13 protein-coding genes are annotated in these 19,052 nt (G+C 66.8%); 2 read left to right on the forward strand and 11 right to left on the reverse strand.

Annotated features, from left to right (window positions below; all coding sequences use genetic code 11):
• Positions 1-2: 2 nt before the first annotated feature.
• A complete protein-coding gene (locus ACXJJ8_RS09695) occupies positions 3-440 on the reverse strand; it encodes a nuclear transport factor 2 family protein (RefSeq protein WP_499029354.1) in 438 nt (145 codons plus the stop codon).
• A gap of 143 nt (positions 441-583) precedes the next feature.
• On the opposite strand from ACXJJ8_RS09695, the gene ACXJJ8_RS09700 reads away from it, so the two are divergent.
• The gene (locus tag ACXJJ8_RS09700; RefSeq protein ID WP_499029356.1) at positions 584-2,266 is read left to right on the forward strand and encodes a long-chain fatty acid--CoA ligase; all 1,683 of its coding nucleotides are present in this window, start codon (positions 584-586) and stop codon (positions 2,264-2,266) included.
• A 175-nt stretch (positions 2,267-2,441) separates the two neighbouring features.
• Positions 2,442-3,314 (forward strand): crotonase/enoyl-CoA hydratase family protein, encoded by an 873-nt coding sequence (locus ACXJJ8_RS09705; protein ID WP_499029358.1) that lies wholly within the window; start codon positions 2,442-2,444, stop codon positions 3,312-3,314.
• Between the two features lie 47 nt (positions 3,315-3,361).
• Here ACXJJ8_RS09705 and ACXJJ8_RS09710 read toward each other — a convergent pair whose 3' ends face one another.
• The 10 genes from ACXJJ8_RS09710 to carB form a co-directional block, all read right to left on the reverse strand.
• Entirely contained in the window at positions 3,362-5,548 is a 2,187-nt protein-coding gene (locus ACXJJ8_RS09710) for an ATP-binding protein (RefSeq protein WP_499029599.1), read from the reverse strand.
• Positions 5,545-6,621: a cyclic di-GMP phosphodiesterase response regulator RpfG gene (rpfG, locus tag ACXJJ8_RS09715; protein ID WP_499029360.1), complete on the reverse strand. Its 1,077-nt coding sequence runs from the start codon at positions 6,619-6,621 to the stop codon at positions 5,545-5,547. Before rpfG ends, ACXJJ8_RS09710 begins: the two co-directional genes overlap by 4 nt.
• Before the next feature lie 114 nt (positions 6,622-6,735).
• Positions 6,736-7,113, reverse strand: coding sequence for a PilZ domain-containing protein (locus ACXJJ8_RS09720; protein WP_499029363.1), 378 nt, complete (start codon positions 7,111-7,113; stop codon positions 6,736-6,738).
• An 81-nt stretch (positions 7,114-7,194) separates the two neighbouring features.
• Entirely contained in the window at positions 7,195-8,715 is a 1,521-nt protein-coding gene (gene lysS, locus ACXJJ8_RS09725) for a lysine--tRNA ligase (protein ID WP_499029365.1), read from the reverse strand.
• A gap of 13 nt (positions 8,716-8,728) precedes the next feature.
• Positions 8,729-9,857, reverse strand: a protein-coding gene (prfB, locus tag ACXJJ8_RS09730) for a peptide chain release factor 2 (protein WP_499029367.1) whose coding sequence is annotated in 2 segments (ribosomal slippage) — positions 8,729-9,781 and positions 9,783-9,857 — 1,128 coding nt in all. Because the reading frame shifts where the segments join, the coding sequence is not laid out codon by codon here.
• A gap of 76 nt (positions 9,858-9,933) precedes the next feature.
• Complete coding sequence (locus ACXJJ8_RS09735) at positions 9,934-12,603, reverse strand: DUF2135 domain-containing protein (RefSeq protein WP_499029369.1); 2,670 nt, start codon at positions 12,601-12,603, stop codon at positions 9,934-9,936.
• Between the two features lie 60 nt (positions 12,604-12,663).
• Positions 12,664-14,379, reverse strand: coding sequence for a single-stranded-DNA-specific exonuclease RecJ (gene recJ, locus ACXJJ8_RS09740; RefSeq protein WP_499029371.1), 1,716 nt, complete (start codon positions 14,377-14,379; stop codon positions 12,664-12,666).
• Complete coding sequence (locus ACXJJ8_RS09745; RefSeq protein ID WP_499029600.1) at positions 14,376-15,272, reverse strand: phosphoglycerate mutase; 897 nt, start codon at positions 15,270-15,272, stop codon at positions 14,376-14,378. Before ACXJJ8_RS09745 ends, recJ begins: the two co-directional genes overlap by 4 nt.
• A gap of 49 nt (positions 15,273-15,321) precedes the next feature.
• Complete coding sequence (greA, locus tag ACXJJ8_RS09750; protein WP_499029373.1) at positions 15,322-15,786, reverse strand: transcription elongation factor GreA; 465 nt, start codon at positions 15,784-15,786, stop codon at positions 15,322-15,324.
• 17 nt (positions 15,787-15,803) lie between these two features.
• Positions 15,804-19,052 (reverse strand): carbamoyl-phosphate synthase large subunit, encoded by a 3,249-nt coding sequence (gene carB, locus ACXJJ8_RS09755; protein WP_499029376.1) that lies wholly within the window; start codon positions 19,050-19,052, stop codon positions 15,804-15,806.

The raw sequence follows: 19,052 nt of genomic DNA on the forward strand, positions 1-19,052 counted from the left end.
GTTCAGAGCCTCGGTTCCCACTCCGCGCTCAACAGTTCCCAGTCCTCGCCGTCCTGGCGCCATTGCGTCGTGACCTCGTAGACCTGTCCGAGGTCGGCATCAAAGGTCGAATCGCCACCGGTCAACGCAGCGGTGCAATGCACGCGCGCCCCGCCCGGCTGCAATTGGATATCCAGCGGCCCGAGGGTCACGCCCACTTGCCTGTTCTGCAGGAACACCACCGCGGCCAGGCGCTGCGCGCCCTTGCGGTCCATGCCGTCGGGGCCGATGAAATCCCGTGCGATGCCGTCCGCCAGCGTCGATGCGTCGCGTTTTTCGATGGCGGTCTGCATCTGCGCAATGCTGCGCCGCAGCGACTGCTCCGGCGGCGTTCGCGAACAAGCCGCGAGCAGGAGAACGCAGATCGGAAGCAGCACCACCACCTGCAGGAACCGCCGCATCGCCCTCTCCTTCGAAACCACGCCGCAAGCCAGATGGAGCGCCTTGCCAGCGTTTGGTGCCTATGCTCCAATCGGGAGCGATCCGTACGGTCCCGCATCGGCCGTACACATGGTTTGGAACGCGATTACATCGGGGAGATCGCATGCAGCAGGCACGTCCGTGGTTGGCCAGTTACCCGCAAGGCGTGCCGGCGCAAATCGATCTCGAGGAATTCCCGTCCATCGTTTCGGTCCTGCAGTCCTCGCTGGAAAAGTATCGCGACCGTCCCGCGTTTTCCAACCTGGGCAAGACGCTCACCTACGCCGACGTCGACCGCCTGAGCCAGCAGTTCGCGGCCTACCTGCTCGGTGAGCTCAAATTGAAAAAGGGCGATCGCGTCGCGATCATGATGCCCAACTGCCTGCAGTACCCCATCGCCACGTTCGGCGTGTTGCGTGCGGGCCTGACGGTCGTCAACACCAACCCGATGTACACCGCGCGCGAGCTGAAACACCAGCTCGTCGATTCGGGCGCGACCGTGCTGGTCGTACTCGACAACTTCGGCGCCGTCGTGCAGGAAGTCCTCGCACAGACGCAAGTCAGGCAAGTGATCACGACGGGCCTGGGCGACATGCTCGGATTCCCGAAGGGCCCGATCGTCAACTTCGTCCTGCGCCACGTGAAAAAGATGGTGCCCGACTACGACATCGACGGCGCGATCCGCTTCCGCGATGCGCTCACCCTGGGGCAGATGCAAACCCTGGCCGACGTCGCGATCGATCCGCAGGATCTTGCGTTCCTGCAATACACCGGTGGCACGACGGGCGTGGCGAAGGGCGCCATGCTCACCCACCGCAACCTCGTGGCCAACATGCAGCAGGCCGCGACGTGGATCGGCACCAACGTGAAGTACGGCGAAGAAACCATCATCACCGCGTTGCCGCTGTACCACATCTTCGCGTTGACGGCGAACGGCCTGGTCTTCATGAAATTCGGCGGCCACAACCACCTGATCACCAATCCGCGCGACATGCCCGGGTTCGTCAAGGAGTTGAAGAAGATCCCGTTCACCGCGATCACCGGCGTCAACACCTTGTTCAACGGCCTGCTCAACACGCCGGGTTTCGCCGACATCGATTTCTCGCGCCTGCACCTCACGCTGGGCGGTGGCATGGCCGTGCAACGCGCCGTGGCCGAACGCTGGAAGCAGGTCACCGGCTGCACGCTCGTCGAAGCCTACGGCCTCACCGAAACCTCGCCCGCCGCGTGCATCAACCCGATGGACCTGGCCGAATACAACGGCGCGATCGGCCTGCCGATTCCCTCCACCGACGCCTGCCTGAAGGACGAAGACGGCAACATCGTCAGCGTCATCGGCGAGGTCGGCGAGTTGTGCATCCAGGGCCCGCAGGTCATGCGCGGCTACTGGAACCGCCCGGATGAGACCGCCAATGTCATGGATGCCGACGGCTGGCTGCACACCGGCGACATGGCGAAGATGGACGCGAAGGGGTTCTTCTACATCGTCGATCGCAAGAAGGACATGATCCTGGTCTCGGGCTTCAACGTGTACCCGAACGAAGTCGAGGACGTGATCGCCATGCTGCCGGGCGTTCTCGAAGTCGGCGCGGTCGGCGTGCCCGACGAGAAATCCGGCGAGGCGGTCAAGGTCGTGATCGTCCGCAAGGATCCCAAATTGACCGCCGAAGAGGTCAAGGCGCATGCCCGCGAGAATCTCACCGGGTACAAGCAGCCCAAGTACGTCGAGTTCAGGACCGAGTTACCCAAGACCAACGTCGGCAAGATCCTGAGACGCGAGCTCCGGGAGCAGAGCGCCAAGCGCTGACCCGCAATCGGCGGATCCGTCGCGATCGGCTACCGTCCGTCGCCCGGTGACTGGAAACGCTTGCAATTTCACCCGGCGATGACGTTTCACCGGGTGTAGCATCCCCTGCGTGGGTCATTCGCCCGCCCGCTACCCACCCCTGTTCGCGGACGGGCTCCCTAGGGGAACACCAAACATGAGCAACATCGAGAAGCTGCAGCGCAGCCATCGCTATCCCACCCTGCGTGTCGAAGCGGAGCCGTCGGGCGCGTCCCATTGGCTCTACATGCATGCAGACGCCGGCACCGGCATCCGTCCGTGTTTCCGCACGGAACTGATGGACGAGATGTGGCGTTACCTCAGCAGCATCACGCTCACCAAGGGCCAGCGCCAACCCGGCAACCTGCGCCACGTCGTCATCGCCTCGGACGCCCCCGCGTTCAACCTCGGCGGCGACCTCGAACTGTTCGCTCGCCTCATTCGTGAAAACAACCGCGAGCAACTGCTGGCCTACGCGCGTCGCTGCGTCGATGGCGTGCACAGCATCCACGGCGGCCTCGGCGGCGACGTGCGCACCATCGCGCTGGTCCAGGGCGACGCGCTCGGCGGCGGCATGGAACTCGCGCTGTCCTGCCACACGATCGTTGCCGAAGAAGGCGTGGGCATGGGCCTGCCGGAAGTGCTGTTCGGCCTGTTCCCGGGCATGGGCGCCTACTCGTTCCTCTGCAAGCGCGTGACGCCGCAGCAGGCCGAGAAGATGATCCTGAGCGGGCAGATCTATTCGAGCGAAGAGCTGCACAAGATGGGCGTCGTCGACATCCTCGTTCCGAAGGGCGAAGGCGAGCTGGCCGTGCAGGACCTGATCCGCCAGCAGCAGCRCTCGCCGCATTCGCATCTCGCGCTGAACCAGGTGCGCCAGATCGCGCAGCCGGTGGGTTACGACGAACTGATGGGCATCACCGAGGTGTGGGTGGATACGGCACTGGCGCTGGGCGATCGTTCGCTCAAGACCATGGACCGCATCGTCCGCGCGCAGGAACGCCGTTCGGGCGCCGAAGCCGCCGCGTGAGCGTCACCAGGATGCACCGCTCGACCTGACGTCTTGTTTCGCCAGATCTAGCTGTTTTCGTTGTCGCGCGCGGCACGATGCCCGCGCGCGTCCAGCGCAGCCCGGCCTTGCGCCATGCGTTCGCACAGCACGGAAAGCCGCGAACGCCATTCGCGCGTGAGTTGCCATTCGGGGATGCGCATCCACTCGCTGCTGGCCGCGGCCAGCTTCACCAGGCCGAGGTTGCTCGACACGCCCTTGAGCGCGTGCGCGTGATCGCGCACGGCCGCCCAATCGCCGGCCTCGCCGGATTTTTCCAGCGACGCCAGGCAGGTTTCCGCGTCGCGCAAGCATTGCGCGATGAACTCGCGCACGAAGGTTTCGCCCATGCCGAGCGAGCCGAGTTCATCCAGGACGCCCGGATCGAAGTCGTCGTCCGAAACCGGCAACTCGATGCGCGGGCTGGTGGCCTGCACGTTCGACTGGCCGCTGATGGCGACCTCCGCCAGCGTATCGAGCAGGCGCGCCGCGACCACGGGCTTGGGCAGGAACGCGCGGGCACCGGCCTGCGCGCACTGCTGGATGGCCTCGGGCGTGACGTCCGCGGTGAGCACGATGACCGGCGTGCGCTTGCCGCCGCCGGCTTCCATCACGCGCAACTCGCGCAACAGGTCCAGGCCGCTGACGCCGGGCATGTGCAGGTCGACGATGGCGGCGTCGAAGGTGTTGGCCGACATCGCATCGAGCACTTCCTCGCCGTCGGCGACGCTGGTCACGCGATGCCCCGCCTTCTGCAGCAGGCGCTGCAACACCATGCGGTTCGCGGCGTGGTCGTCGGCGATGAGCAGATCGAGCGAACGCACGCGCGCACGATGGCGCAGGAACGGATCGCCGAACGCGATGACGTTGGCCGCCGTGTCGCCGAAGGACACCGCCACCGGCGCCGCGGGCTTGCCTTCGACCGCGGGCGCGGGCGCACTGACCGGAACGGCCTGCACTTGGTCGAAAGGCAATTCGACCCAGAACCGGCTGCCCCGCTTCTCCGAACTCTCGAAGCCGATGCTGCCGCCCATCGCTTCGGTCAGGCCCTTCGCGATCGTGGTGCCCAGGCCCGTGCCGCCGTAACGGCGCGACAGGCTCGCATCGGCCTGCTCGAATGCTTCGAACAAGCGGGCGCGCGCGGCCGCGGGAATGCCGATGCCCGTATCGATGACGGTGAAACGCAGGCGCACCTGCCTGCCGTCGGATTCGGGGTGCGCCAGGGCGACTTCCAGGCGCACCGAACCTTCGTCGGTGAACTTGATCGCGTTGCCCGCGAGGTTGATCAGCACCTGGCGCACGTGGCCAGCGTCGCCGATCACGCGGTCGGGCACGTCCTGCGCGATGCGCGCGAGATATTCGATGCGCTTGTTGCGCGCGGTGGGCTGCAGGATCGCGCCGATGTTCTCGAGCAATTCGCCCAGCGAGAACTCGACCGCATGCAGCTTGAGCTTGCCCGCTTCGATCGCGGAGATGTCGAGCACGTCCTCCACCAGCGACAGCAACGTCCGCGTGGAGGCCTGGATGGTGTTGAGGCACTCGCGCTGTTCGGCATCCAGGCGCGTCGTGGCCAGCAGTTCGGACATGCCCGCAAGGCCGTTCAACGGCGTGCGGAATTCGTGGCTCATGTTCGCCAGGAACCGGCTCTTCGCTTCGTTGGCGCGCCGCGCTTCCTCGGTCGCCCTGGTCAAGGCACGCAGCAGGCCCGACAGATACAGCGGCACGGCGACCAGGCCGACGAGCAACCCGATGCCCAGGCTGCTGTTGTCGTGCCAGTAATCGCTGAAGAGCAGCGTGCAGCCGAAGCTCGTCACCGCGCCGGCGACGGCCAGGTAGAGATAGCGATTGCCGAAGCGCAGGCCGTTGCCGACCGTCACCCACATCAGGATGACGTAGACCCACGCGAGCGGTTCGCCCATGCGGATCATCGCCAGGCCCATGAGCCCGTAGTCGGACAGCATCCCGACCGCGCGCCGCACGTGCGAGACACCCGGCCGCGCGACGATCGACAACACGATGCCCAGGCCCACCGCGAAACCGGTGCCGACCATCAGCAGCACGTCGCGATATTCGGCCCAGGGTTCCGAACCCGGCCCGCGCAGCAGCAGGTAGGCCAGCACGACCGACAGCACCGCCAGGCGAACGAGCGCCTGGCCGTGTTCGCTGTCGGTGCGGTTGGTCAGGCGCTGCCGGAGTGCCGCGAATGCCACGATCAGGCTTCCAGTGCCGGCCGCGCGCTGACGGTGGAGAAGCGCTGGCAGATGTCGTCGAGGCGTGCCCGCTGGCGGATCAGCACTTCGACGCACTTGGGATCGAACAGGCGGCCACGTTGCGCGTAGAGGTACGCCAGCGCCGCTTCGATGGTCCACGCTTCCTTGTAGGGGCGCGGGGAGATCAGCGCGTCGAACACGTCGGCCACCGCGACGATGCGCGCCTCGAGCGGGATCGCTTCGCCGACGAGGCCGTCGGGATAACCGCTGCCGTCGTAACGCTCGTGGTGGCGTAGCGCGACGGTCGCGCCGGTCTGGATGAAACGGCTCTGGCTGCCGCTCAGCAGCTCGTGGCCGATGCGCGGGTGGCGACGCATGATCTGCGTTTCCTGGTCCGTCAACGGGCCGGGCTTGAGCAGGATGGCATCGGGAATCGCGATCTTGCCCATGTCGTGCAGGGGCGCGGCGAGTTCGATCAGGCGCGCCTCTTCTTCCGTCAGGCCGAGGCCTTCGGCGATGAGGCCTGCAACATGCGCCATGCGTTCGAGATACGCGCTGGTGCCGATGTCGCGGTATTCGATCGCGCGCGCCAGGCGCGACAGCGTTTCGCGCTCGCGCTCTTCGACCTCGTTCATGCTCGACAACAAGCGTTGCTCGAGCGAGAGCGCACGCTGCTTCACCGTCTCGGCCTGCTGGCGCAGGTGCAACAGGTTGCGGCAACGCGCGCGCAGTTCGCGCGGGCGCACGGGCTTGACGAGGAAGTCGATCACGCCGGCTTCGAGCGCGGCCTGGCGGACGGGTTCGTCGCCGACCACGGTGACCAGCACGATCGGCACGTCGCGGTGCACCGGCGGGCGGCGGAAACGGCGCGCGAACTCCAGGCCATCCATGCCGGGCATGCGGTAGTCGAGCAGCAGCAGGTCGGGCCGGTTGTTCTCGCACCACGTGAGCGCGGCGGCGGGATCGCCGAAATCGTGCACGGCCAACTCGGGACCGATGTCCTCGAGGATGTGGCGCAACATGGTGCGCGCCGATGTCTGGTCGTCGACGATGACCACGTTCACTTCATTGACCCGCATGCGTTGGCGCCCCCCGGAATCCTTCCCCCGGCGTTGGCCGGGAGCATACCCCGCCAAGCGGCGGGGAAGACGGAACGGCAGTGGAATCCGCGACGGCGTCCGCAACGCGGAAGATCAACGACGCCCCCGCCGTTCGTCGGGGCCGCCGGTGTGCAGGGTGCCGTACTGCGAGAGCACCCGTTCCAGCGTTCGCGCCATGCGGTCGGGCATCGGTGCGAAGCGCAGGCCCACGGTATCCGAATCGGTGCGTGCAACGCGCGCCATGAGAAGGAACTCGACCCCCGCTTCCTGTGGCCCGCAACGCACCTCGACCTCCACTGCCTGCCCCACGCGCAGGGCGAAGCCCGGCGGGCGCAGCATGTGAAGACCGGAGATCGACAGGTCGCGGAGGGGCGCACGGAAGTCGCCATCCGGCCCCCGGATGAGCGCCTCGCCCTCGACATACACGCGCGAGCGCCGGATGTCGGACTGCGCCGTCGGCGCCATGCCCATGGTGTAACCGCCCTGCGTCCCCTGTTCCCGGTTTTGACGGGCAAGGGCACCGCAAGCGGACATCCGGGTCGCGAAAACGGCTTAACCGTGCGCTTCCGGGCGCATGTAGGGAAACAGCAGCACGTCGCGGATCGAGTCCGAATCCGTCAGCAGCATGACCAGGCGATCGATGCCCACGCCCAGGCCACCGGTCGGTGGCAGGCCGACTTCCAGGGCGCGGATGTAGTCCGCGTCGTAGTGCATCGCCTCGTCGTCGCCGCCTTCCTTCGCCTCGACCTGTGCACGGAAACGCGCCGCCTGGTCTTCCGGATCGTTGAGCTCGGAGAAGCCGTTGGCCAGTTCCTTGCCGCCGACGAAGAGCTCGAAGCGATCCGTGATCCCCGCCTCGGTGTCCGATTCGCGCGCGAGCGGCGAGACTTCCACCGGGTAATGGGTAATGAAGGTTGGCTGGATCAGGCCCGTTTCCACGGTCTTTTCGAAAATTTCCAGTAGCAACTTTCCCCAGCCGTAACCCGGCTTCACCGGAATGCGCAAACGCTCGCAATGACGCGCCAATGCGGCGCGGTCGCGGCAGTCGGCGACGCTGATTTCGGGGTTGTGTTCGCGCACGGCTTCTTCGAGCTTCCAGCGACGGAAACGCGGGCCGATGTCGATGGCGTTGCCTTCCCACGTCAACGCCGTCGTGCCGATGGCGTCCTGCGCAGCGTGGCGGATCATGTCCTCGGTCAGGTCCATGACCTCGTCGTACGTGGCGTAGGCCTCGTACAACTCGAGCATCGTGAACTCCGGGTTGTGCCGGGTGCTGACGCCCTCGTTGCGGAAGTTGCGGTTGATCTCGTACACGCGTTCGAAACCGCCGACGACCAGGCGCTTGAGATACAGCTCCGGCGCCACGCGCAGGAACAGGTCCAGGCCCAGCGCGTTGTGGTGCGTGGTGAAGGGCTTGGCGGTCGCGCCGCCGACGATGTAATGCATCATCGGTGTTTCCACTTCGAGGAAGCGGCGCGCGTCCAGCCAGCGGCGGATCGCACCGATCACCTGCGAACGCTTGACGAACACATCGCGCGCCTCGGGCGTCACGATCAGGTCGACGTAACGCTGGCGATAGCGCTGCTCCACGTCGGCCAGGCCGTGCCACTTGTCCGGCAGCGGGCGCAGCGACTTGGTGAGCAGGCGCAGCGCATCGACCTTGACCGACAACTCGCCGGTCTTGGTGCGCATCAGGGTGCCTTCGGCCGCGAGGATGTCGCCGGCGTCCCAGCCCTTGAAGGCGTCGTAGGTCTCGCCCAGCGTGTTGGATTGCAGGAACAGCTGGATGCGACCGCTGACGTCCTGCACCTGCGCGAACGCAGCCTTGCCCATCACGCGCTTGGCGAGCATGCGGCCCGCGAGTTTGACGCGGCGTCCCTGCGCTTCGAGCGCTTCGCCGGTCCACTGGCCGGCGTCGGCGTATTCGGTTTGCAGATCCCCGGCGTGGTCTTCGCGACGGAAGTCGTTGGGGTACGCGTTGCCTTGCGTGCGCAATTGCGCGAGCTTCGCGCGGCGCTCGGCGATCAGGTGGTTTTCGTCGTGTTGCGGCTGGGTGTCGTCGGTCATCGTCATTCGTGTCGTTGCATCAGGCAGCGTCGCTGCGCTTGGAGCCGGCTTCGAGGCCGGATTTGAGGCTCGCCTCGATGAACTCGTCGAGGTCGCCATCCAGCACGTTCTGCGTGTCGCTGCGTTCGATGCCGGTGCGCAGGTCCTTGATGCGGCTCTGGTCGAGCACGTAGTTGCGGATCTGGCTGCCCCAACCGATGTCGGACTTGGTGGCTTCCAGCGCATCCTTCTCGGCGTTGCGTTTCTGGATCTCGGCCTCGTACAACTTGCCCGCCAGCATTTTCATCGCGCGGTCGCGGTTGGCGTGCTGGCTGCGTTCGGTCTGGCACGCAACGACGATTCCGCTCGGCACGTGCGTGATGCGCACCGCCGATTCGGTCTTGTTGACGTGCTGGCCGCCGGCGCCGGACGAGCGATACACGTCGGTGCGCAGGTCGGCCGGGTTGATGTCGATTTCGATCGAGTCGTCGACTTCCGGCGAAACGAACACCGACGTGAACGAGGTATGGCGGCGGTTGTCCGAATCGAACGGCGACTTGCGCACCAGGCGATGCACGCCGATTTCCGTCTTCAGCCAACCGTAGGCGTAATCGCCTTCCACGCGGAAGGTCGCCGATTTGATGCCGGCGACTTCGCCGCCGGAGACTTCCAGCAGCTCGGTCTTCCAACCGCGCGACTCGGCCCAGCGCAGGTACATGCGCAACAGGATTTCCGCCCAGTCCTGCGCTTCGGTGCCACCGGCGCCGGCCTGGATATCGACGAAGGCCGAATGCGAATCCATCTTGCCGGAGAACATGCGCTGGAATTCCAGCTGGTCCACGCCGCGCGCGTAGCGTTCGACGTCGGCCACGACCGCCTGCAGCGTCTCCTCGTCGTCTTCCATCTCGACCAGTTCCAGCAGCTCGTTCGCGCCRGCCAGGCCTTCGGTCAGGTCGCGGATGCCGTTGACGGTCTTGTCGAGGAAGCTGCGCTCGCGGCCGAGGGCCTGCGCGCGTTCGGAGTCGTTCCAGACATCCGGGCTTTCGAGTTCGCGGTTGACTTCTTCCAGGCGCTCCTTGCGGGCGTCGTAGTCAAAGAAACCCCCTCAGCGCATCCAGCCGACCGGTGAGGTCGGCGATGCGCTGGCGGATGGGATTGAGTTCGAGCATTGGCGATCACGAAAATGTGTTGCGTTCGGCCGCGAATGATACCAGCCGGGGGAAGTCCCCCGGCTGCAGGCCGCCCTCAGTTCACTTCGAATTCGCCGACGAGGACCGTTTCCTTCGCATCGGCCAGGCGCAGGGTCACGGTCTGGTCCTTGCGTGCGGAGGTGCCCCAGCCGGTGCTGAGCGTCAGGGTCAGGGTCGTGGCACCGGTGACGATCTGCTGGCGGTCGCCGAAGAAGTTCGCCTCGACGCGGTATTTCCCGGGCTTGGCATCGCGCAGCAGGAATTCCTCGGGGCCATAGCCGCCGGTGAAGTCGTCCGACAGTTGCCCGCCCTGCCAGGTCAGGCGATTGCCGTAATAACAACGCTCGCCGTTGGGGTCGGTGACCCACAGGTCCATGTCGCTGTTGTCGCTGTCCCAGGCGAGCACGGCACGCAGGTCGACCGGCAGGTTGCGCAACAGGCGCCGGTCGACGAACGCCGTGGCCAGCGGCGCCGGGCTGGTCGCGACGATGGCGTTGAGCTCGTTGAGCGCGACGATTTCCACGCCATCGAAACGCGCATCCCACGGGGTGGCGACGACGTCGTACAGATGCACGATCGCCTCCTGCCGCTGGCCGGTTGCAGCCAGCGCAAGGCCGAGGTCGCGATGGCTCTGCGGCTCTTCGGCGGCCATCGCCAGCACCTTGCGGAAAACCTCGACCGCGCGTGCATGGTCTTCGGCCTGCATCAGGCGATAGCCCAATACGCGGAGGACGTGGCGGCTTTCCAGTCGCATCTCGGCCAGGTTCGACAAGACGCGCAAGGCTTCGATGCGACGCCCCTTCGCGAGCAGGATGTCGGCGACGTCGAGGTAGAAGGCGGTGCTGTCGGCGTGCGCGTCGCGTTCGCCGAGGTAGCGGGCGTAGAGATCGGCGGGTTTCGCCTCGCGCAATTGGCGGGCGTAAGGCGCATCGGATTGCCAGGCTTGCAGGGTGATGGTGGCGGCGGGCGCAGTCGAGGCAGGCGCGTCCTCGCTTCCACCGGCGACGGCATCGAGACTCGCCTGCTCTTCCGGCGCCGGCGGCGGCGCCATCAGCGGTGCCGACATGGCGGCCATGGCGGCGGCCGCAGGCGCGCGTCTCTCCCGCATCGCTTCGTCCGCCTGCCTTGCGATCTTCGCCGCCGGGGAATCCTTCGGATACCTGCGTTCCCACCAAGCGATGCGCTGCGCGAATGTTTCCGCAACGCGGTCGATGCGCTCGCTGCGGTCCTGCTTGCGCGCCTCGTCGCGCGCTGCCTGCAGTTGCGCGACTTGCGCGCGCAACCCCGTCGGCGCAGGAATGTCGTAGCGCACGTAATCGTCGGCACGCTCGAGCACGATCAGCGAGGTGCCCGGCGTGACGATGCCGAATCGCTGCCCGATGCGCGCGATCTGTGCGGCATTGCGTTCCGGATCGGCGGAGAGGGCGCGCACTTTCCATCGGGCCCACAGCGTCGCGACTTGCGAATGCGACGGCCCGTCGATCGGCATGTCCACGCGCACGGTGCGCTGCCCTGCCCCGTCGTCGAGCGTGACGTCGACGAAGGCGCCCGCATGCGTCACTCGCCCGGCAACCCGCAGGAGTCCGTCGTCGATGAAACGGGCCGGGACTTCCACGTCGGTGACGCCATGCGGCGCGAGCCCCACGATGCGCAGCCCTCGACCGAGCAGGCCACGCGTTGCGGCGTCACCGCGGCGCGCGTCGACCAGCAGCCGCCCATTGCGCTGCTGCGCGATCGTCGCAAGGCGGACGGTGTCGACGCCGGCGTCCTCCGGCGCGATGGCGTACAGGCGTTGGCGCGCGCGGAGTCCGGGCACTTCGCGTTCGCCATAGGTGCCTTGTCCGTCGCTGAAGAGCAGGTACTCGTCGATGTCCGCGCGTGGCGTCCACGCGGCCAGGTCGGTCGCACCGTCGTACGCCACCGACTCCAGTCGGCGACGCAACGCAGACCAATCACCGTTGCGGATTTCGAAGACGCCTGCGTCTTCGCCGACGTCGCGCAACAGCCGCAATGCGACCGTGCCCGAGCCCATGGCCCGGAAATAGTCGTCGAGCAGCGACCATGTGCCCATGCGGTTGCGCTTGCGCGCCGAGCTCGATGCATCCCACAGGATCTGCACGCGCGTGGGCATTGCGCGTTGCACGAACGCGGGCTTGCCCACCGGCACCTGGCCCAGGACATAAGCTTGACCCATTTCGTTGCGCGCCATCCAGGATGCCTTCGATCCTGCATCGATTGCGCTCTCCCGATCGATGATCAGCCGGACGTGACGCTCGCCCTGCGCCGGAATCGGATACACGCGCAGGCGGAAGTTGTTCCCCGCCGTCTGTTCGAGCAAACCGGGGTCGACGCCGCGCCGTTCGATGGCTTCGAACACCTGCCGCCCCTTGTCCTTCGGAACGGGCACCGCGTCGCGCATCTGTCCGTCGATATCCAGCGCAAAGCCGGTGATCTGTTGCCCCGGGGCGAGTGGAAACTCGAGCGTGCCTTCGAGCAGCCGCGCATTGGGATTGCGCAGCACCAGTGTGATGGTCCTGCGTTCGACCGGTCCGGCGCGATCGACGGTGTCGCCGATCTCGCGCACCTGGATGGGCCGCAGGCCTTTCGCATCTCCCCCGATGCGCACGACCGGGGCGGCGAGGTTCTGTGCACGCGATGCAGGCGACGACAAACCGATGGCGAACGTGATCGCACACGCGATCACCGCGACGATGGAACGTGGCATGCGAACTCCCCTCTCCGGCCCGTGATGTTCCCCTCGAACGCGCGGGTCGCGTGAACGGGGTCAGGCGTCGGTCGCGTATTCCACGATCAGTTGCACCGCATCGCCGCCACGGTAGTCGTCGACCGCCAGGCGATACGCCAGGTGCACGCGCGCGGGCGGCGGCGTGCCGGTCCATCCATTGAAGTGGATGGCGTCGATCGGCGTGGGGCGGTCCGTGATGCGCAACGAGAGCTTGAGGTGCCGCAGGCCGACCACCTTGTGGCCGACCACGTCGAACACGCCGTCGAACAAGGGTTCGGGAAACGCCTGGCCCCAGGGGCCACCGTCGCGCAGGGATTCGGCGCTGGCGCGGACGAACTCGTGCGCTTCGAGCGCGCCGTCGCTGACGACTTGCGCTTGCAGGAAGGCCGGATCGAGCACGCTTTGGACGTGGTCGCGCAGCGCATTGGTGAAGGCGTCGAGCCCGTCGTGCGAGAGGCTCAGGCCCGCCGCCATCGCGTGCCCGCCGAAGCGCGGGATCAGGCCCGGCAGCGTCGCATCCACCGCCGCGAGCGCATCGCGGATGTGCAGGCCCGCGATCGAGCGCGCCGATCCGCGCAGCGACGCACTGCCCGGCTCCGATGGCGCGAAGGCGACGACCGGCCGATGCACGCGTTCCTTCATGCGCGAAGCGACGAGCCCCACGACGCCCGGGTGCCACGCCGGATCGAACAGGCACAACACGGGCGGCAGTGCACCGTCGAGCGCGACCCGCGCGAGCGCGGCTTCGGCTTCATCGGTCATCTGCTGCTGCACGCCCTTGCGTTCGGCGTTGATTTGCCCGAGCACATTCGCGAGTTCGCGGGCCTGCGCGGGATCGTCGGTGAGCAGGCATTCGATGCCGAGYGCCATGTCTTCGAGCCGGCCCGCGGCGTTGATGCGCGGCGCGAGCGCATACCCGATGTCGGCGGCGGTCAGCGTGCGGACATCGCGCCCGCTGCTTTCGATCAAGGCCTGCAGGCCAGCGCAACCCTGCCCCGCGCGCAGGCGACGCAAGCCGGCGCCGGCGAGCGCACGGTTGTTCGCGTCCAGCGGGACGAGGTCGGCGATGGTGCCGACAGCGACGAGGTCGAGCAGCGTCGTGAGATCCGCCGCACAAGGCAGACCTTCCGCGCGCAGGCGCGCGCGCAGCGCCAGCAGCACGTAGAACATCACGCCGACGCCCGCGAGCGCCTTGCTGGGGAATCCATCGCCGCGTACGTTCGGATCGACGATCGCATGCGCATCGGGCAGGGTCTGCCCGGGCAAGTGATGATCCGTCACCAGCACCTGCCAGCCGCGTGCGCGCGCCGCGGCAACGCCTGCATGGCAAGCGATGCCGTGGTCCACGGTGACCAGCAGATCGGGCGCGAGCGCCGCAAGATCGTCGACCAGTCCCGGCGACAACCCATAACCATGCACCGCCCGATTGGGCACCGCATGCGACACGCGCCGCGCGCCGAGCATGCGCAGGCCGCGCACGCCGACCGCGCACGCCGTCGCGCCGTCGCAATCGAAATCGCCGACGACGACGATGTGCTTGTCCTGCAAGATCGCATCGCGCAGCAACGCGGTCGCCGCGTCCATGCCGCCGAGCGTGTCGGGCGCATGCAGGCTTGCGAGCTTCGGACGTGCGGCGTCGAACCCGGCGGCGCCGCGCGTGGCGTAAAGGCGGCGCAGGAGCATCGGCACGTGGTCGGGCCAATCGCCCGCGGGTGCAATCTCGGGACGGCGCACGATGCGGCGCGTCGTCGTCATGCGTCGAACGCCTTCAAGGGCTTGCGCCAGAAACGCCAACGTTGGTTGCGGGCAAGCGTGAACTGCGCGCCGTCTTCGCAGTCCAGGTGCAGCGAGGTCATGGCGCCCATGCGCAGGCGCTGCAACGCAGGTGCGAACCAGTGCGTGTCGAGTTCGCGCAGGTCGCGCACCGCACGCAGGTCGACGAGCCCGGCAAGGCCCAGTTTCCCGGTCAGGTCGATGCCGTCGATCTTCGCTGCCTTCGCGAGCGCGCGCAGCGTCACCTCGTTGGATTGCACCAGGGCATGCGACGTCGTCACATGATCCGGCGGCACGCCGCCGCCCCAGAACCACAAGGAATTCACCGGCGGCTTGCCCGCGGCCTGGCGCTGCGCGTTCAAGGGATGTTGATGCAAGGCGACCTGCGCCTCGCTGAGCAACGCGCGCCATCGACGGCCTTCCGGCCCTTCGGGCAGATGGTCGAACAGATCCGCGCCCAATGCTTCGTCAGGCGAGGCCATCGAAGGCAGCTTCGCCTCGCGCGGCAAGCGCAGATACCAACGCGCGGGCCGCGGTGCATCGATCGGCATGCCCGAATCGCCGAACAGCGGCCGCAATACCGATAGCAATGCATCGGCATCGGCTTGCGTCAGTTGCAAGGCATCGCCGCACGCGAGCAATCGCGCGCCGTTGAGATCGGGGCGGACGAACGCGGGGTCTGCACGCAGCCAGGCGCCGAGGTTCGCATCGTTCGCGTCGAAGGCACGCGTGATCGCCGCGACGGGCCAGCCGCGCGGCAACAGGTCGAAATGCCGGAGCAACTGCGCGCGCTCGCCGGCTTCCACGCCACTGCGATCCGCGCGCCCCAGTGCCGTGGCGAGCGCCGGCGACATCGGCTGTCCGCCGAGTCGCATGCGCGCCGGCAACAGGAAGGTCGCCGACGCAGCCTGGTTCGCCACGCCGTCAGGCCTCGTAACTGACCGCGACGATTTCGTACTCGCGCTGCCCGGCAGGCGCTTCGATGGTGACCGTGTCGCCTTCGTGCTTGCCGATCAGCGCACGCGCCACCGGCGAGGAGATCGCGATCATCCCCAGCTTGATGTCGGCTTCCAGGTCGCCGACGATCTGGTACTTGCGTTCTTCGCCGCTGTCGGTGTCGGCGAGTTCCACGATCGCGCCGAACACGATGCGCGAACCGGCGTTGAGCGCCGACACGTCGATCACCTGCGCGTGCGACAACTCTCCTTCGAGCGTCTTGATGCGGCCTTCGATGAACCCCTGCTGCTCGCGCGCGGCGTGGTACTCGGCGTTTTCCTTTAGGTCGCCGTGCGCGCGCGCCTCGGCGATCGCATGGATCACCGCCGGCCGCTTCACCGACTTCAACTCTTCCAGTTCCGCGCGCAACCGCTGCGCGCCTTTCGATGTCATGGGTGCCCGCGTCGTGCTCATGCCTGCTTCAATTCCTGGTGGAGCGCCTGCAGCGCATTGACCTCGCCCGTGCCGCGATGGTCGAGCGAATTCAACAGCGCGCGGGCGCCCGCGATGGTGGTCGAGTACGTGACGCGCTGCTGCAAGGCTTCGCGCCGGATCGAGAACGAGTCGGCGATCGCCTGCTTGCCCTCGGTCGTGTTGACGATATACACGATCTCGCCGTTCTTGATCAGGTCGACGATGTGCGGACGGCCCTCGATCACCTTGTTGATGCTCGCGCAATCCAGCCCGTTCTTCCGCAGGAAGTCCGCCGTACCGCCGGTGGCGACGAGCGAATACCCGCGGCGCACGAGGTCCTGCGCGACCGACAACACGCGCACCTTGTCCGGATCGCGGACGGAGATGAATGCCTTGCCCGCCGGCGGCAGCGCCTTGATGCCGCCGGCTTCCTGCGCACGCGCGAACGCGGCGCCGAAGCTGCGGCCCACGCCCATCACCTCGCCCGTCGAACGCATCTCCGGGCCCAGGATCGGATCGACGTTCTGGAACTTCGCGAACGGGAAGATCGCTTCCTTCACCGAGTAGTAGCCCGGCACGACTTCCTTCGTCGCGCCCTGTTCGGCGAGCGTCTTGCCCGCCATGCAGCGCGCGGCGATCTTCGCCAGCGGCACGCCGGTGGCCTTGGAAACAAAGGGCACCGTGCGCGAGGCGCGCGGATTGACTTCGAGAAGGAAGATGGTGTCTTCGCCGTCATCGTTCTGCTGGATGGCGAACTGCGTGTTCATCAGGCCGACGACCTTCAGCGCCTTGGCGAGCGCGACCACCTGCTCCCGCAGTCGATCCTGCGTCTGTGGCGACAACGAATACGGCGGCAGCGAGCACGAGGAATCGCCCGAATGCACGCCGGCTTCCTCGATATGCTCCATCACGCCGCCGATCAGCACATGGCCGTCCTTGTCCGCGATGATGTCGACGTCGACTTCCACCGCGTTGTCGAGGAAGCGGTCGAGCAGCACCGGCGAATCGTTCGACACCTTCACCGCCTCGCGGATGTAGCGCGAGAGGTCGGCGTCGGAGTACACGATCTCCATCGCGCGGCCGCCGAGCACGTAGCTCGGGCGCACGACCAGCGGATAGCCGATCTGGCGCGCGATGGCGAGCGCTTCGTCGTGGTTGCGCGCGGTACCGTTCGGCGGCTGCAGCAACTTCAGGTCGGTGACCAGGTGTTGGAAGCGTTCGCGGTCTTCGGCCAGGTCGATGGAGTCCGGCGAGGTGCCGATCACCGGCACGCCGTTGGCTTCCAGCGCCTTGGCGAGCTTGAGCGGCGTCTGCCCGCCGTACTGCACGATCACGCCCTTGGGCTGTTCGAGTTCGACGATCTCCAGCACGTCTTCGAGCGTCAGCGGTTCGAAGTAAAGGCGATCGGAGGTGTCGTAGTCGGTCGAAACCGTCTCGGGGTTGCAGTTGACCATGATGGTCTCGAACCCGTCCTCGCGCAGCGCGATGGCCGCGTGCACGCAGCAGTAATCGAATTCGATGCCCTGGCCGATGCGGTTCGGCCCGCCGCCGAGCACGATGATCTTGTCGCGCGAGGTCGGTTCGGCTTCGCACTCGTCTTCGTAGGTCGAATACAGGTACGCGGTGCTGGTGGCGAATTCGGCCGCGCAGGAGTCCACGCGCTTGTAGACCGGGCGCACGTTGAAGGCCTTGCGCAATGCGCGCACGGCCGATTCGTTGGTGCCGACCAGTTGCGCGATGCGCGCGTCGGAGAAACCGCGGCGCTTGAGCTGGCGCAGGCGGCGCGCGTCGAGGCCATCGAGGCCCGCGGCGGCGACGTCCTTTTCCATCGCGATCAGTTCTTCGATCTGGTCGAGGAACCACGGATCGACGAACGACAGCGCGTGCACGTCTTCGACCGACATGCCCGCGCGGAACGCGTCGCCGAGATGGAACATGCGTTCCGGGCCCGGCTCCTTGAGTTCGCGGCGCATTTTCGCTAGGTCGTCCTCGCTCGACAGATCCAGGCCCGTGGGATCCAGGCCGACCTTGCCGGTTTCCAGGCCACGCAGCGCTTTTTGCAGCGATTCCTGGAAGCTGCGGCCGATCGCCATCACCTCGCCCACCGACTTCATCTGCGTCGTCAGGCGCGCATCGGCGGCGGGGAACTTCTCGAAGGCGAAGCGCGGGATCTTGGTGACGACATAGTCGATCGTCGGTTCGAACGACGCCGGCGTCTTTCCCCCGGTGATTTCGTTGCGCAACTCGTCGAGCGTGTAACCGACGGCGAGCTTGGCGGCGACCTTCGCGATCGGGAAGCCGGTGGCCTTCGAAGCCAGCGCCGACGAACGCGACACGCGCGGATTCATTTCGATCACGACCACGCGCCCGGTCTGCGCGTTGATGCCGAACTGCACGTTGGAGCCGCCGGTGTCGACGCCGATCTTGCGCAGCACCGCGACCGAAGCATCGCGCAGGCGCTGGTATTCCTTGTCGGTGAGCGTCTGCGCCGGCGCGACGGTGATCGAATCGCCGGTGTGCACGCCCATCGCGTCGAGGTTTTCGATCGAGCAGACGATGATGCAGTTGTCCGCGGTGTCGCGGACCACTTCCATCTCGAATTCCTTCCAGCCGAGCACCGATTCCTCGACGAGGATTTCGTGCACGGGCGAGAGTTCCAGGCCGCGACGCACGATCTCTTCGAACTCTTCCTTGTTGTACGCGATGCCACCGCCGCTGCCGCCGAGTGTGAACGAGGGACGGATGATCGTCGGATAGCCGACGGTCGCCTGGATCTCGACGGCCTGTTCGAAGGTGCGCGCCACGGCGGCCTTCGGGCAATCCAGGCCGATCTCCGACATCGCGACGCGGAACAGCTCACGGTCTTCGGCCATGCGGATCGCGTCGCGCTTGGCGCCGATCAGTTCCACGTTGTATTTCTCGAGCACGCCGTTGTCGGCGAGGTCGAGCGCGCAGTTCAGCGCGGTCTGTCCGCCCATCGTCGGCAGCAGCGCATCGGGCTTTTCCTTGGCGATGATCTTTTCGACCGTCTGCCAGTTGATCGGCTCGATGTAGACCGCGTCGGCCATCTCCGGGTCGGTCATGATCGTCGCCGGATTGCTGTTCACCAGCACCACGCGATAGCCCTCGTCGCGCAGCGCCTTGCAGGCCTGCGCGCCGGAGTAGTCGAACTCGCACGCTTGCCCGATGACGATCGGGCCCGCGCCGATGATGAGGATGGTCTTGAGGTCGGTTCTCTTGGGCAT

It is taken from the genome of Lysobacter sp. P5_C4, assembly GCF_054049695.1.